This window comes from Sphingobium yanoikuyae, from assembly GCF_013001025.1.
GTDB classification, from domain to species: domain Bacteria; phylum Pseudomonadota; class Alphaproteobacteria; order Sphingomonadales; family Sphingomonadaceae; genus Sphingobium; species Sphingobium yanoikuyae_A.
On sequence record NZ_CP053021.1, the window covers coordinates 2,592,805 to 2,606,984 of the forward strand.

General features: G+C 64.7%; 19 protein-coding genes. 12 read left to right on the forward strand and 7 right to left on the reverse strand.

From position 1 onward, the window contains the following. Nucleotides 1-58 precede the first annotated feature (58 nt). The 4 genes from HH800_RS12695 to HH800_RS12710 all read left to right on the forward strand — a co-directional run bounded on the left by HH800_RS12695 (nt 59) and on the right by HH800_RS12710 (nt 3,037). Nucleotides 59-397: a hypothetical protein gene (locus tag HH800_RS12695; protein WP_010336069.1), complete on the forward strand. Its 339-nt coding sequence runs from the start codon at nt 59-61 to the stop codon at nt 395-397. Between the two features lie 48 nt (nt 398-445). Further along, on the forward strand, nt 446-1,111 hold the full coding sequence (locus HH800_RS12700) for a response regulator transcription factor (protein WP_004207541.1): 666 nt from the start codon (nt 446-448) through the stop codon (nt 1,109-1,111). 169 nt (nt 1,112-1,280) lie between these two features. After that, complete coding sequence (locus HH800_RS12705) at nt 1,281-2,585, forward strand: sensor histidine kinase (RefSeq protein ID WP_169863321.1); 1,305 nt, start codon at nt 1,281-1,283, stop codon at nt 2,583-2,585. Between the two features lie 98 nt (nt 2,586-2,683). Continuing rightward, on the forward strand, nt 2,684-3,037 hold the full coding sequence (locus HH800_RS12710; RefSeq protein WP_004207544.1) for a YbaN family protein: 354 nt from the start codon (nt 2,684-2,686) through the stop codon (nt 3,035-3,037). A gap of 28 nt (nt 3,038-3,065) precedes the next feature. Here HH800_RS12710 and HH800_RS12715 read toward each other — a convergent pair whose 3' ends face one another. From HH800_RS12715 to HH800_RS12725, 3 genes are all read right to left on the reverse strand, one after another. Next, nucleotides 3,066-3,467 (reverse strand): polyketide cyclase, encoded by a 402-nt coding sequence (locus tag HH800_RS12715; protein ID WP_169861298.1) that lies wholly within the window; start codon nt 3,465-3,467, stop codon nt 3,066-3,068. Nucleotides 3,468-3,544: 77 nt separating this feature from the next. Continuing rightward, entirely contained in the window at nt 3,545-4,300 is a 756-nt protein-coding gene (locus HH800_RS12720) for a competence/damage-inducible protein A (protein ID WP_169861299.1), read from the reverse strand. After that, on the reverse strand, nt 4,297-4,779 hold the full coding sequence (locus HH800_RS12725; RefSeq protein WP_159365799.1) for a GFA family protein: 483 nt from the start codon (nt 4,777-4,779) through the stop codon (nt 4,297-4,299). The genes HH800_RS12720 and HH800_RS12725 overlap by 4 nt, the downstream gene beginning before the upstream one ends. Before the next feature lie 83 nt (nt 4,780-4,862). Between HH800_RS12725 and map the strand changes: the two genes are divergently transcribed. From map to HH800_RS12755, 6 genes are all read left to right on the forward strand, one after another. After that, nucleotides 4,863-5,693 (forward strand): type I methionyl aminopeptidase, encoded by an 831-nt coding sequence (map, locus tag HH800_RS12730; protein WP_010336065.1) that lies wholly within the window; start codon nt 4,863-4,865, stop codon nt 5,691-5,693. 336 nt (nt 5,694-6,029) lie between these two features. After that, nucleotides 6,030-6,368: a P-II family nitrogen regulator gene (locus HH800_RS12735; RefSeq protein ID WP_004207549.1), complete on the forward strand. Its 339-nt coding sequence runs from the start codon at nt 6,030-6,032 to the stop codon at nt 6,366-6,368. Between the two features lie 94 nt (nt 6,369-6,462). Then, complete coding sequence (glnA, locus tag HH800_RS12740; RefSeq protein ID WP_037519994.1) at nt 6,463-7,875, forward strand: type I glutamate--ammonia ligase; 1,413 nt, start codon at nt 6,463-6,465, stop codon at nt 7,873-7,875. Nucleotides 7,876-7,995: 120 nt separating this feature from the next. Next, entirely contained in the window at nt 7,996-8,298 is a 303-nt protein-coding gene (locus tag HH800_RS12745; protein WP_169861300.1) for a helix-turn-helix domain-containing protein, read from the forward strand. A 34-nt stretch (nt 8,299-8,332) separates the two neighbouring features. Next, the gene (locus HH800_RS12750) at nt 8,333-9,391 is read left to right on the forward strand and encodes an NAD(P)H-dependent flavin oxidoreductase (RefSeq protein ID WP_169861301.1); all 1,059 of its coding nucleotides are present in this window, start codon (nt 8,333-8,335) and stop codon (nt 9,389-9,391) included. Further along, the gene (locus tag HH800_RS12755) at nt 9,388-9,897 is read left to right on the forward strand and encodes a DUF4269 domain-containing protein (protein WP_169861302.1); all 510 of its coding nucleotides are present in this window, start codon (nt 9,388-9,390) and stop codon (nt 9,895-9,897) included. Before HH800_RS12750 ends, HH800_RS12755 begins: the two co-directional genes overlap by 4 nt. A gap of 16 nt (nt 9,898-9,913) precedes the next feature. On the opposite strand, the gene HH800_RS12760 is transcribed toward HH800_RS12755, so the two are convergent. Beyond that, complete coding sequence (locus tag HH800_RS12760) at nt 9,914-10,567, reverse strand: histidine phosphotransferase family protein (RefSeq protein ID WP_010336062.1); 654 nt, start codon at nt 10,565-10,567, stop codon at nt 9,914-9,916. A gap of 91 nt (nt 10,568-10,658) precedes the next feature. Then, on the reverse strand, nt 10,659-11,060 hold the full coding sequence (locus HH800_RS12765) for a M67 family metallopeptidase (protein WP_169861303.1): 402 nt from the start codon (nt 11,058-11,060) through the stop codon (nt 10,659-10,661). A 17-nt stretch (nt 11,061-11,077) separates the two neighbouring features. On the opposite strand from HH800_RS12765, the gene HH800_RS12770 reads away from it, so the two are divergent. Then, complete coding sequence (locus HH800_RS12770; RefSeq protein ID WP_169861304.1) at nt 11,078-12,028, forward strand: RluA family pseudouridine synthase; 951 nt, start codon at nt 11,078-11,080, stop codon at nt 12,026-12,028. Between the two features lie 78 nt (nt 12,029-12,106). Beyond that, nucleotides 12,107-13,021, forward strand: coding sequence for an RNA polymerase sigma factor RpoH (rpoH, locus tag HH800_RS12775; RefSeq protein ID WP_004207557.1), 915 nt, complete (start codon nt 12,107-12,109; stop codon nt 13,019-13,021). A gap of 57 nt (nt 13,022-13,078) precedes the next feature. Here rpoH and HH800_RS12780 read toward each other — a convergent pair whose 3' ends face one another. Both HH800_RS12780 and HH800_RS12785 read right to left on the reverse strand, forming a co-directional pair. Beyond that, nucleotides 13,079-13,564 (reverse strand): GNAT family N-acetyltransferase, encoded by a 486-nt coding sequence (locus HH800_RS12780; protein ID WP_169861305.1) that lies wholly within the window; start codon nt 13,562-13,564, stop codon nt 13,079-13,081. Further along, nucleotides 13,561-14,109, reverse strand: coding sequence for a TetR/AcrR family transcriptional regulator (locus HH800_RS12785; RefSeq protein ID WP_007704859.1), 549 nt, complete (start codon nt 14,107-14,109; stop codon nt 13,561-13,563). Before HH800_RS12785 ends, HH800_RS12780 begins: the two co-directional genes overlap by 4 nt. Between the last annotated feature and the right edge of the window lie 71 nt (nt 14,110-14,180).

The window sequence follows — 14,180 nt, forward strand, 5'->3', positions numbered from 1 at the left end:
TAATTCGCCCGGCCGCTCCTTTCCAGCGCGGAATGACGGATCATTCACCACCTGTTCAATGCGCTTCGCCTATGCCATGCCCATGACAATGATCGCCAAAAGCCTGACTGCCGGACTGGGCGCCCTACTGGCCCTGTCCCTGATGACACCGGTCGCCGAAGCCGGTGGCCGCCGTGACGAGCAGGATGCCGCGCGCCGCGCGATGCTGGACGGCCAGGTCATGCCCTTTTCGATGATCAAGCGCCGGGTCGACGCCCAGGTGGGCGGTGCCACCTATGTCGGCAGCGAGTTCAACCCTTCCACCAATCGCTATCGCCTGAAATATGTGAAGGACGGCAAGGTGATGTGGGTTGATGCCGACGGCCGGACAGGCGATATCATCGGCTGGGCACGCTGACCGCGTGCCGGCCAAACCCATTGCGTCGATAACAAGAAACGGAACCCTATGCGCCTGCTGATCGTCGAGGATGAACCGAGTCTGGGCCAGCAGCTCAGGAACACGCTGGAAGGTGCCGGCTATGCCGTCGACCTCGCCACCGATGGCGAGGATGGCCATTTCCTGGGCTCGACCGAAAATTATGACGCCGTGGTCCTGGACCTTGGCCTGCCGACGATCGACGGCCTGACCGTGCTTGATCGCTGGCGCAAGGAAGGGCGCAGCTTCCCGGTGCTGGTGCTGACCGCGCGCGATAGCTGGTCGGACAAGGTTGCCGGCCTCGATGCCGGCGCCGACGATTATCTGGCCAAGCCCTTCCAGAGCGAGGAACTGATCGCCCGCCTGCGCGCGCTCATCCGCCGTGCCAGCGGCAATGCCTCGAGCGAACTGATCGCCGGCGACGTCCGCCTCGACACCCGTTCGGGCAAGGTGACGCTCAAGGGCGATCCGGTGAAGCTGACGGCGCAGGAATATAAGCTGCTGTCCTACCTGCTCCACCACAAGGGCAAGGTGGTCAGCCGCACCGAGCTGATCGAGCATATTTACGACCAGGATTTCGACCGTGATTCCAACACGATCGAGGTGTTCGTGACGCGCATCCGCAAGAAACTCGGCGCCGACGTCATCACCACCATCCGCGGCCTTGGCTACAGCCTGGACGAGCCGGGGCGCTGATCCCCGCCCCATCCGCTTCCGTTCGCTGCGGGCGAAGTCGACAGGCAAATAGGTCCGAGCCATCGGCCATGTTTCTCGGCTGCGCCAGCAGTGAACGGGTGTAGGATCATTTTGCATGGCCAGCCCGTCGCCCTCCCCCGTCCGGTCCACCGGGTCGATCAGCCGCCGCATGATCGGCATTGCCGCGCTGTGGATCAGCGTGCTGCTGCTGGGCGGCGGCGTCGCGCTCGACCGGGTGCTGTCGGACGCAGTGACGCGCAATTTCGACGACGGCATGAATTATGTGCTGACCGCGATGATCGCGGCGGCCGAGATCGGCCCGGACGGCGAAGTGCTGTTCAACCGCGAACTGGCCGACCAGCGCTTCCTGGAACCCAATAGCGGCCTCTATTACCAGATCAGCGCAAAGGGGCATGAGGATTGGCGGTCGCGATCGCTGTGGGACCGGGCGCTCAAGGTGCCGGGCGACCATGCCGACCGCAATTTCCATGTCTATGACAGCAAGCAGTTTCCCGGCGAGGATCTGCGCGTCATGGAGCGCAGCGTCATCCTGCCCGGTTCCGATGCGCGCTGGATGTTCATGGTGGCACAGGCCCGCCAGGGTCTCGATGGCCAGATCAAGACGCTGCGATCCACCCTGTTCAAGAGCTTCGCGCTGCTGGCGCTGGGCCTGATCGTGCTCGCCACCTTGCAGACCATTTATGGCCTGCGGCCGCTGCGCAAGGTGCGGCTGGAAATCATCAAGATGCGCGATGGCGACAAGAGCCGGGTGACCGAACCCATGCCCGCCGAAGTGCTGCCGATGGTCGAGGAACTGAACGCGCTGCTCGCCCATAATGAACGGCAGGCGGAGGAAGCGCGCACCCATGCCGGCAATCTCGCCCATGCGCTCAAGACGCCGCTGACCGTCATCATGAACGCGGCGACCGCCAATGCGCCGGACCTGGGCGAAACGGTCGTGCGCGAGGCGACGACGATGCGGCGCCAGGTCGACCATCACCTCGCCCGCGCCCGCGCTGTCGGCCGGCGCGGCGCGGCGCAGAGCCGGGCCGAGGTCTGGGCCAGCCTGGAGGCGGTCGAGCGCGCGGTGCGCCATCTCTATCAGGATGCGCGGGTCGACATGGACGGCGACAAGCATGCGGCGGTCCGCGTCGAGCGGCAGGATCTGGACGAAATGCTGGGCAATCTGGTCGAGAATGCCGCCAAATATGGCGGCGGCAGCGTGTTCGCGACGGTCAGCCGGGTTGGCGCGATGGTCGAGATCATGGTCGAGGATGACGGCATGGGCATTCCCGAAGCCGACCGGGTGCGCATCTTCGATCGCGGCGTGCGGCTCGATTCGGGCAAGCCCGGCACTGGCCTTGGCCTCGCCATCGTCCGCGACGTCGCCGAAATCTATGGCGGGCCGGTGGCACTGGAAGAGAGCGAGGATCTGGGCGGGCTGCTGGTCCGCCTGCGCCTGCCGGCCGCCTGACAAAGGGCGCCCGACGAAAGGCAATTGCGTTCCTGCAAATCAATAGCATAGACAGGACAGACCGGGCCGCATCGGCCCATTCCAGACGGGATCGACGGGTGCGGCGCCATCTCTATCTCATTGCCGGCTTCCTCTCGATCGGATTGGGCACGCTGGGCGCCTTCCTGCCGCTGCTGCCGACCGTCCCTTTCATGATCCTCGCGGCCTATTGCTTTGCCCGCTCCAGCCCGGAACTGGAGGCAAAGCTGCTGGATCACAAGCATTTCGGTCCGCATATCCGCCGCTGGCGCGAACGCGGCGCGATCAGCCGCAAGGGCAAGAAGGCCGCGCTCGGCGCCTTTGCCTTCAGCGCGATCCTGGCGCTGATCTTTTCCCCCTTCCCCTGGTATCTGATCCCGCTGGCCGCAGCCTTGATCGGCGGCAGCTGGATCTGGACACGGCCGGAAAGCTGAGCCGCCTGGGCCGGATCGATATCAGCCCTTAGCCCAGCGTCTTTGCATAATCGCGCAGCGCGCGCAGATCGCGGGTAATCCACTTGGCGTCGCGCGCGAAATCCTCGTCGCTCATACCGGGCTGGCGAAAAAGCGTCAGCATCACCTCTGCCCCATCCCCATTCTCGATGACGCGCAGCGGGACATGAACCGCCCGGCCATCACCGGTCTCGACGAAATGGTCCATCACGCCAAATTCATTGTGCGGCGTGAAGCGAACGACGATCGGCCCATCGGGACCGTCGGCAATCCATCCGGTGCCGCCCCTGCGCAGATCGGCCTCGGTCAGGCCCGATGCCCATTTCGGGAATATCTCCGGCTGCCAGATCGCTTCGTAAAGCTCGCGCCAGTTGCGCGCTATCGTGACACTGTAGGTTCGCGCGGTAAGCATGCAGAATTCTCTTTTAGAAGTGGAACTGCGCTGTACCGCCGCCAGCCTTTCTTGTCACCGCAACGAATGTTTCTTGGCTAGATGCCGCCAGACACCGGGGGCCAGCCCCCCTCCATCAACGCGGCACTGAGGTCCGTAACGCACGCATCCAGCACCGCCTGGTCGGTCGAGCGGATGACGAAATTGGCGCCGGTGCGCCCTTCGCGGAAGAAGGGGTAGCTGCCGATCTGGACGCCGTCATGGGCGCGCTCGGTGGCGCCGAGCAGGTCGGCGATCTCGCTTTCCGCGACCCAGCAGCCGATCGTCGCCGACAGGACCGGCAAGCCGCCTTCCAGCGTGCCGGTGAGGCTATCGAGCATGCCGGCGGTGATGTGCGGCACCCCGGCCATGATGAAGATATTGCCGTGGCGAATGCCCGGCGCGCCCGACATCCGGTTTTCGATGAGGTCGGCGCCCGCCGGCACCCGCGCCATGCGCAGCCGCGCGTCGGTAAGGCCCCCACGCGTGACATAATAGCGCTCCAATGTCGCCCGCGCCTCGGGATGGATCTCGACGCCGACGCCCAGCGCCGCCGCGATCGCGTCCACCGTGATGTCGTCATGGGTCGGGCCGATGCCGCCGGTGGTGAAGAGATAGTCGTTGCGGGCACGCAATATGTTGACCGCCTCGACGATCGCGTCCTGCACATCGGGCACCACCCGCACCTCGCGCAGACGGATGCCCTGGACATTGAGCCAGGTGGCGATCTGCGCGACATTCTTGTCCTGGATGCGGCCGGACAGGATTTCATCGCCGATCACGATCACGGCGGCGGTCCAGATACGGTCGCTCATGCCAGCGGCTCCGCACGGGCGGCAAGCGCCATCAGCCGGGCCAGCCGATCGGGCGGCAATATGTCCGCCGGCTTGTAGCTGGTCTCGAAGACCGGCACATCGGCCGGCAAGGCAGTCCAGTCCGACCGATCGGCCACGAAGATCGCGGCATCGGGCCGGATCGCCGAGCGATCGTCCAGCGTGCCGACGCGGATCGCCGCGCCCGCCCGGCCAAGACGGGGATAGAAGCTCCAGACCGCCGTGCCGCAGTTGGCGCAGCGCACGATCACCTGGGTCTTGCCGCTGCCGGTCGGCACGACATGTTCGCTCAACTGCCCAGACAGGAGATGAAGATGATCGACCTCGACAAAGGCGTTGACGGCCGACGCTGCACCGCTCTGCCGCTGGCACAGGCTGCAATGGCAGTTGTTGACGAAGATGGGGTCGGCATCGACCCGATAGCGCACCTCACCACAGGCGCATCCGCCTTCCATCACCATGTCCGTTTCTCTTTTCCTGATAGCGACCGAGGGGCTGAGCGAAGACACTCGCAATGCCGGATCGCAGGGTCTATATCAACCACATGACCGAATATATGACGATGACGGCCGACGCGCCGGTTTCCCGCTCGACCGCGATCAAGCTCTATGACGCGGCCGGTTTCGACGGCATGCGCAAGGCCGGCCGGCTGGCCGCCGAGATCCTCGACGCGCTGGTGCCCCATGTGGTGCCGGGCGTGACCACCGGCGAACTGGACGACATCGTCCGCCGCATGACGCTGGACGGCGGCGGCGTGCCGGCGACGCTGGGCTATCGCGGCTATACCCATAGCTGCTGCATCTCACTCAACAATGTGATCTGCCATGGCATTCCGGGCGACTATAAGCTCAAGGACGGCGATATCCTGAATATCGACGTCACCCCGCTGGTCGATGGCTGGCACGGCGACACCAGCCGCATGTTCATCGCCGGCGACGCGCCGATCAAGGCGAAGCGGCTGGTCGAGATCACCTATGAATGCCTGATGCTGGGCATCGAGCAGGCCAAGCCCGGCAATCATCTGGGCGACATCGGCCATGTCATCCAGCGTCATGCCGAAAAGCATCGTTACGGCGTGGTCCGCGATTTCTGTGGCCATGGCCTGGGCCGCGTCTTCCATGACAGCCCGGAAGTGGTCCATGTCGGCCGCCCCGGCACCGGTCCGGAGCTGAAGCCCGGCATGTTCTTCACGATCGAACCGATGATCAACATCGGCAAGCCGGGCGTGAAGATGCTGGACGATGGCTGGACGGCGGTGACGCGCGACCGCACGCTGTCGGCCCAGTTCGAGCACAGCATCGGCATCACCGAAACCGGCTGCGAAATCTTCACCAAGAGCCCGACCGGCCTCGACTGCCCGCCCTACGCGCGCTGATTTCTGCCTGCCCATGGCGGCCCCAAAGGCCCGCTCCGTTCATGCCATCGGGGTCATAACTGACCGGCGTCGACGGGGCGGGCCTTTTGCATGATGGATCGTTCAACCACTGCCCAAAAAACAGGCAGAATGACATGATATTGCCCGGAATCCGGGCAATATGGACAAAGATTGCTGCATCGCCGAAAGCAGGCCTAGCGATTCGCCACTTGGCACGGTAATTGATTGTTAAGGGAGACGGCGCTTGCCTCGGGGGGCATGATGATCGTCGCTTGAAGGTTGAAGGATGCGGGGCCAACCCGCGTCCGTTCGTGCGTCATGGGTTGGGATTAAGTGATGAAGAAGATCGAGGCGATCATCAAGCCGTTCAAGCTGGACGAGGTGAAGGAAGCGCTGCACGAAGTGGGCGTGTCCGGCATCACCGTCACCGAGGCGAAGGGCTTCGGCCGCCAGAAGGGCCATACCGAACTGTATCGCGGCGCCGAATATGTCGTCGACTTCCTGCCCAAGGTGAAGTTGGAGGTCGTCGTCGACGACGCTCTGGCTGACCGGGTCGTCGAAGCGATCTGCAGCGCCGCCCAGACCGGCCGCATCGGCGACGGCAAGATCTTCATTTCCGCCATCGAGGGCGCGGTGCGCATCCGCACCGGCGAACGCGATAGCGACGCCATCTGATTTTCGACAGGTTCTAGCCGGCGGACAGGGGTCCGGCGGACACAGGCTTCAACGACCCCTTCGGGGGGGTATCCATAGAGAAGGGCAACTGCACATGGCCAACACGCCAAAAGACATCCTGAAGATGATCGAAGAAAAGGAAATCGAGTGGGTCGATGTCCGTTTCACCGATCCCAAGGGCAAGTGGCAGCACCTGACCATGGTGTCTTCGGTCCTCGGCGAAGATGAGCTGACCCAGGGCCTGATGTTCGACGGTTCGTCGATCGAAGGCTGGAAGGCGATCAACGAGTCGGACATGATCCTGAAGCCCGACCTGGACGCCGTCTATGTCGATCCGTTCAGCGCCACCCCGATGCTGATCATCTTCTGCGACATCGTCGAGCCCGACACCGGCGAACTCTATGCCCGCGACCCGCGCTCCTGTGCGAAGCGCGCCGAGGCGTTCGTCAAGTCGGCCGGTTTCGGCGACACCATCTATGTCGGCCCGGAAGCCGAATTCTTCATGTTCGACGATGTGCGCTTCGAGAATGATTACTCGCAGAGCTACTACAAGATCGACGACATCGAACTGCCGACCAACACCGGCAAGGAATATGAAGGCGGCAACCTGGGTCACCGTCCGCGCGCCAAGGGCGGCTATTTCCCCGTCGCCCCGGTCGATCCCTGCACCGACATCCGCGCCGAAATGGTGTCGACCATGCTCGAAATGGGCCTGCCCTGCGACAAGCATCACCATGAAGTCGCCGCCGCGCAGCACGAACTGGGCCTGACCTTCGGTACGCTGGTCCAGACCGCCGACCGCATGCAGATCTATAAGTATGTCGTGCAGATGGTCGCCCAGGCCTATGGCAAGACTGCAACCTTCATGCCCAAGCCGATCGCGCAGGACAATGGTTCGGGCATGCACACCCACATGTCGATCTGGGAAAACGGCAAGCCGCTGTTCGCGGGCGAAGGCTATGCCGGCCTGTCCGACACCTGCCTCTACTTCATCGGCGGCGTCATCAAGCACGCCAAGGCCCTCAACGCCTTCACCAACCCGACCACCAACAGCTACAAGCGCCTGGTGCCGGGCTTCGAAGCCCCGGTTCTGCTCGCCTATTCGGCCCGCAACCGTTCGGCCTCCTGCCGTATTCCCTACGGCGCCGGCGCCAAGGCAAAGCGTGTGGAATTCCGCTTCCCCGACGCGATGGCCAACCCCTATCTCTGCTACGCCGCGCTGCTGATGGCCGGCCTCGACGGCATCGAGAACAAGATCCATCCGGGCGCCGCGATGGACAAGAATCTATATGATCTGCCGCCCGAAGAGCTGAGCCAGGTGCCGACCGTCTGTGGTTCGCTCCGTGAAGCGCTCAACAGCCTCGAAGCCGACTATGAGTTCCTGCTCAAGGGCGACGTGTTCACCAAGGACCAGATCGATGCCTATATCGAACTGAAGTGGCCCGAAGTGTATCGCTGGGAAATGGCGCCCTCGCCGGTCGAATTCGACATGTATTACAGCGCCTGATCCTTTCACAGGTTGCTGGAGGACGGGCCCGGTCGCGCAAGCGGCCGGGCCTTTTCCGTTGCGGCGCGGCAGGCGTGCTGTTCTATTCGGGCGCCACGCATAGACGAAGGGAGACTCGCCTTGGAGATCAGCGGAAAGCTTGCCCGCGCCGCCCGCGCCCTGGTGGAATGGCCGCGTGATCATGTCGCTCGCCTTGCGGGGATCGATATGCCGATGCTGGCCGATTTCGAAGCCGGGCGCGCCGATCCGGGTGACGATGCCAAGGCACGACTGCGTCTGGTACTGGAACAGGGAGGCGCCGTCTTCCTGCCGGAGGATGGCGAACAGGGCGCTGGCGTTCGGCTGAAATTCACCGCACGCGACGTGCGCGCGATCAACCGCATGGAAGGCGAAGGCGGCCCGGTGGGCAACGACGACGTCTGATCCCCCTGTTGCAGGATCGATCGCCACCGCCCACATGGACTGCATGAACCCGTTCAACGCGCTAGACCTTTCCTTTCCCCTGATCCAGGCGCCGATGGCGGGCGTCTCGACGCCGGCAATGGCCGCCGCCGTCAGCAATGCCGGGGCGCTGGGATCGATCGCCGTGGGCGCAACCGATGCGGCGGGCGCCCGCGCCATGATTGCGGCGACACGCGCGCTCACGGACCGGCCGTTCAACGTCAATCTGTTCGTCCATGCCCCGCCCCGCGTGCGCCCGGCTGAGGAACAAGCGTGGCTGGCGGCGCTGGCACCGCTCTTTGCCGCACAGGATGCGGCGCCGCCCACCGGCCTTGAGACCATCTATCGCAGCTTTGCCGAAGACCCGGCGATGCTCGACCTGCTGGTCGAAGCGCGCCCACGCGTGGTCAGCTTTCATTTCGGACTGCCCGGCGCGCAGCAGATCGCGGCGCTCAAGCAGGCGGGTTGCCTGCTGCTCGCATCCGTCACCAATTTGGACGAGGCGGTCGCCGCGCGCACCGCCGGCATCGATGTTCTGGTAGCGCAGGGATTTGAAGCCGGCGGCCATCGCGGCATGTTCGATCCCGATACGCCCGATGCGATGCTCGGCACTTTCGCGCTGACCCGCCTGCTGGTGGTGAAGGCCGGCCTGCCGGTGATCACGGCTGGCGGCATCATGGACGGACGGGGCGTGCGCGCCGCGCTCGACCTGGGGGCGGTGGCGGCGCAATTGGGCACGGCGTTCATCGCCTGCCCGGAAAGCAGCGCCGACGCCGCCTATCGCGCCGCCCTTGCCAGCCCGGCCGCCCTGCACACGGTCATGACCCGCGCCATTTCCGGCCGCCCGGCCCGCTGCCTTGCCAATCGCTTCACCCAATGGAGCGCTGAAAATGGTGACGCCCCCCCCGACTATCCGCGCGCCTATGCCGCCGGCAAGGCGCTCAACGCGGCCGCCAAGATCCAGGGCGAAGGCGGCTATGGCGCGCAATGGGCGGGCCAGGGTGCGCCCCTCGCCCGAGCTCTGCCAGCCGCAGAGCTGATCGCGGCGATCGCGGGGGAGATGCGCGAGGCATGAGCCGCGTCGCGTATCAGGTTGCGCTGCAACGCACCGGCATCCTGACGTTATTGGCGCCCTATGATCCCCATGTTGCGGGCACGCCGCCGCTTGGCCTCGACCTGCCCGACAGCGACATCGATATCGTCTGCGAGGTGCGGGATTTCGATGCCTTTGCCGCCTTGCTGACCGAGCATTTCGGCGATCGGCCGGATTTTTCCGTCCATGCACGGCCCGACCTTGACGCCATGATCGTCCGTTTCCGCGCGTGGGACTGGCCGTTCGAGATTTTCGGCCAGGCCTTGCCGGTTGCGCAGCAACATGGCTGGCGCCATTTCTGCGTCGAGCGGCGCCTGCTCGATTTGGACGGTCCTGCTTTGGCGCAGGCGATCATGGCCTTGCGCCATCGCGGCCTGAAGACCGAGCCCGCCTTTGCCACACTGCTGGGGCTGACGGGCGATCCCTATGCCGCGTTGCTCGAACTGGAGGGACAGGACGACGCAGCCCTGCGCGCCCTGCTGCCCTGATTCATTCCAGCCCGAATTATTCTGCGCGGTCAGGGATGGCGGCGCCGAACAGCAGCACCGAATCGCCCGGCGGCGACAGCACGATCTCGCCGCCAGCCTCCATCACCAGCGCCCGCACCATCCAGGCAGCCGCCGTGCGCGACGCCAGGCCACCGGCCGGCAAGGTTCCTGCCAGCGCCGCGCGCAGTTCGGGATCGAGAATGACCTTGGGCCCCTCGCCCCGCACCACGATCTCGGTCACGCCGGGCCGCTTCTCCGCGCCGATGTCGAGCTGCCCGCCGCGCACCAGCGCATCGCCGGCGATCAGCGCCAGATTGAGCAGCACCTTGACCGCGAGCTTGGCCAGCATCTGTTCCTCGACCATCCAGCCAAGCTTCACCCGGCCCGAGGCGAACATGCCCTCGATCGCGACCTTCGCCTCATGCGGCGGCACCGCATCGCCAAAACCGCCCGCCGAACCAAAGGCCAGGCGGAAGAATTTCAACTTGTTGGCCGAGGTGCGGGCACTGTCGGCCAGCAGGTCCAGGCAACGCTGGCGCATGTCCGGGTCGGTTTCGTCAGCCATCAGTTCCAGGCCATTGTTGAGCGCCCCGACGGGGCTCAGCAGGTCATGGCAGAGGCGCGAGCAGAGAAGGCTGGCAAATTCGATGCTGTCGATCGGATGGGTCATGGAGATGGAGGCCGCCGGATTTACGGGAAAAGACACCTTCCCGGCTAGGCTTCCCCAGCCGATGATGCAAGCCCGGCTCACCCCCTTTGCATCACCTTATGTCGAGCAACGCCTCCACGAAGGCCACGCCCCCCTCCCCGTCCGGCCCGGCCACCCATGCGCGCGCCGTCCCTCCGCCGACTATCAGCCACAAGGCGCCGTCCGGCGCGGCGCAGGCGCGGTCCGTTTCCGACGGAATCGGCACGCCCGATGGGTGGGAATGATAATGGCCAAGCACCGCCGCCCCGCCCCTGCGCGCGGCCCGGTGCGCGGTCAGCAAGGTCGCCGGAGCCAGTTCGAAATGACGGGCCGGATCAGGCGCCACATTGGCTGCGGGCAGGATCGTGTCGATGCGCCCCCCCTGCCCCAGCAACAGGCCACAGACCTCCCCCGGCTCGGCCGCAGCCAGGGCCATGATTTGTTCCAGCAGCACCCTTGAAATTTCGGCCTTCATTCCTACATCCCTAGGCAATGATTTCGGGGGTTTCCATCATTGAAACGACGATAGGCGAAGCCCAGGCGGGTTTGCGCCTCGATCGCGCACTGGCCGAATTGCTGCCCGACCTGTCGCGCGAGCGGATCAAGGCGTTGATCGTCGAGGGACAAATCGTCTCGGGCGGTCGATCGCTCAATCCGTCGATGAAGGTGGCGGTGGGGCAGGATTACAGCATCACCTTGCCCGCCCCCGTCGCGCTCGACGCCGTGGCGCAGGATATTCCGCTCGATATCGTGCATGAGGATGCCGACCTGATCGTGGTGGACAAGCCTGCGGGCCTGGTGGTTCACCCGGCGGCCGGCAATCTGGACGGCACGCTGGTCAATGCGCTGCTGCATCATTGCGATGGCCAGTTATCCGGCATTGGCGGCGTGGCGCGTCCCGGCATCGTTCATCGCATCGACAAGGATACTTCCGGCCTGTTGGTCGTTGCTAAATCGGACAAGGCCCATGAGGGCCTGGCCCGACAGTTCAAGGATCACAGTATCGACCGGCTCTATGCCGCGATCGTCTATGGCATTCCCGCGCCGGGGTCCGGCACGGTCGATGCCTGGATCGGGCGGTCCGACGCTGATCGAAAGAAGATGGCGGTTCATCGGGAAGGACGCGGCAAGCATGCCGTCACCCATTACCGCGTGATGGAGCGCCTGCGCGGCGCGGCGATGGTGGAATGCCGGCTGGAAACCGGCCGCACCCATCAGGTTCGCGTGCATATGGCGCATCTGGGTCACCCCTTGATCGGTGACCCGGTTTACGGTAGAGACAGAAAAGGTTTCAAATCAATACTGGAAACGCTGGGTTTCAAAAGGCAGGCATTGCACGCGAAACGGCTGGGGTTCATACATCCTGTGACGGAGGAACCCTTGGCTTTCGACAGTCCCCTGCCTGCAGATATGCAGGAACTGTTAAGCGAGCTTCACGTATAGGTTCTGACAAGTTTGCGCGGCCAGCGGATGCCACTTTCGGGTCTGCCTGGCGCGCATGTAAAGGGAAGGAATTGTGACATGGCCAATCGGAGCAATGTCCCCGCGGTTCCGGCGCTGGGCGGTGAAGCCAGCCTCAACCGCTATCTGTCGGAAATTCGCAAGTTTCCGCTGCTGACCCCCGAGCAGGAATATATGCTCGCGAAGCGCTACGAGGAACATCAGGATCCCGAGGCGGCGGCCCAGCTCGTCACCTCCCACCTGCGTCTCGTGGCGAAGATCGCCATGGGCTATCGCGGCTACGGCCTGCCGGTCAGCGAGCTGATCAGCGAAGGCAATATCGGCCTGATGCAGGGCGTGAAGAAGTTCGAGGCTGAACGTGGCTTCCGCCTGGCGACCTACGCCATGTGGTGGATCCGCGCGTCGATCCAGGAATTCATCCTGCGCAGCTGGAGCCTGGTGAAGATGGGCACCACCGCGTCGCAGAAGAAACTGTTCTTCAACCTGCGCCGGATGAAGAACAATATCGAGGCGTTCGAGGATGGCGATCTGCGCCCCGAGGACGTGACCAAGATCGCGACCGATCTGGGCGTGTCGGAAGATGACGTGGTGTCGATGAACCGTCGCATGGCGATGGGCGGCGATACCTCGCTCAACGTGCCGATGCGCGAGGATGGCGATGGCCAGTGGCAGGATTGGCTGCAGGACACCGATCCGCTGCAGGACGAACGCGTCGCCGAGGAGCAGGAACGCACCCAGCGTCACGAGATGCTGGTCGAGGCGATGACCGACCTCAACGACCGCGAGAAGCATATCCTGGCCGAGCGTCGCCTGGCCGAGGAGCCCAAGACCCTTGAGGAACTGAGCCAGGTCTATGGCGTGTCGCGCGAGCGCGTCCGCCAGATCGAGGTTCGCGCCTTTGAGAAGCTGCAGAAGGCGATGATGCGCATCGCCGGCGGCAAGCTGGAAAAGATGGCACGCTTCGCCGCCGCCTGATCCGGCGACACAGGAAAAAGAAGAAGCCCCGGAGCGATCCGGGGCTTTTTTTTCGTCTTAGAGCATCCGCACCATTGAGACGCTGTCCGCGCCATAGCTGTCGGCGGCAACCGGCGCGTCGACGAAACCCTGTCGGCGCCAGAAGGCATCCGCGCCGTTGACCGCTGTCAAGGTGATGCGGTCGAAGCCGGCGGCGCGGGCCTGCGCGACGGTCAGGTCCACGGCCGCCGCAGCAGCGCCGGTGCCGCGCGCTTCGGGCAGCAGCGCCAGGTCGTGGAGATAATAGCGATCGGGCGCATCCGGCAACACACCGATCAAATGGTCGAGCGCCGGCGGCCGGTCGCCGGCCCAGGGATGGGTGAGGAGATAGCCCAGCGCCTGCCCGTCCCGCTCCAGCAGGTAGCAACCCACCGGATAGAGGCGCAGCCGTTCGGCATAGATGGCAGGCTTCTCCGTATAGGCGCCATGGACCCGATCGGAAATGGCCGCCGCCGCGTCCACATCCCCCTGCCCCATCGGTCGCCACTGGGCGCTGCCGCTCATGCCTCGACACCCAGGGCACGGCGATTAGCCGCCAGCAATTCTTCCGACAGCGCCGGATCATCGACCGCGCGCGCCAGCACCATCGTGCCGACCAGCTGGGCCATGCGGGCGAGCGCCGCGTCGCGATCGGCGATACCGGCATTTTGCAACGCGGCGGTCAGATCCTCAAACCCTTCGCGAAAGGCGGCGGCGAGCGGCCCGCCCTTACGCGCGGCATCGGGGCCAAGCGCGATCAGCGCGCAGCCGGTTTCGGGCGCATCGCGGTTGCGGGCGCTCAGATAATCGGCGGTGATGGCATCCGGCCCATCCTCGGCCGACAGGCGACGCCACTTGGCCGCGCCGCGCGCGAGCGAGGTGGCGCAGGCTTCAGCCGCGAGCGCCTCCTTCGATTCGAACTGATTGTAGAAACCGCCATGGGTAAGGCCGCATTCGCGCATCACCTCGCCAATGCCGACGCCCTCGACACCGCGAGCGCGGAAGAGCCGGGAAGCGGCATCCACCACCTTCTCGCGATTGCGTTCGGCCTGTTCACGGCTGACTTTCATGATCCTGCATCTCCAATTGGCCTCTTGACCTTATATATGATACCTATCATTTAACGCCAGTCCGTTTTCCG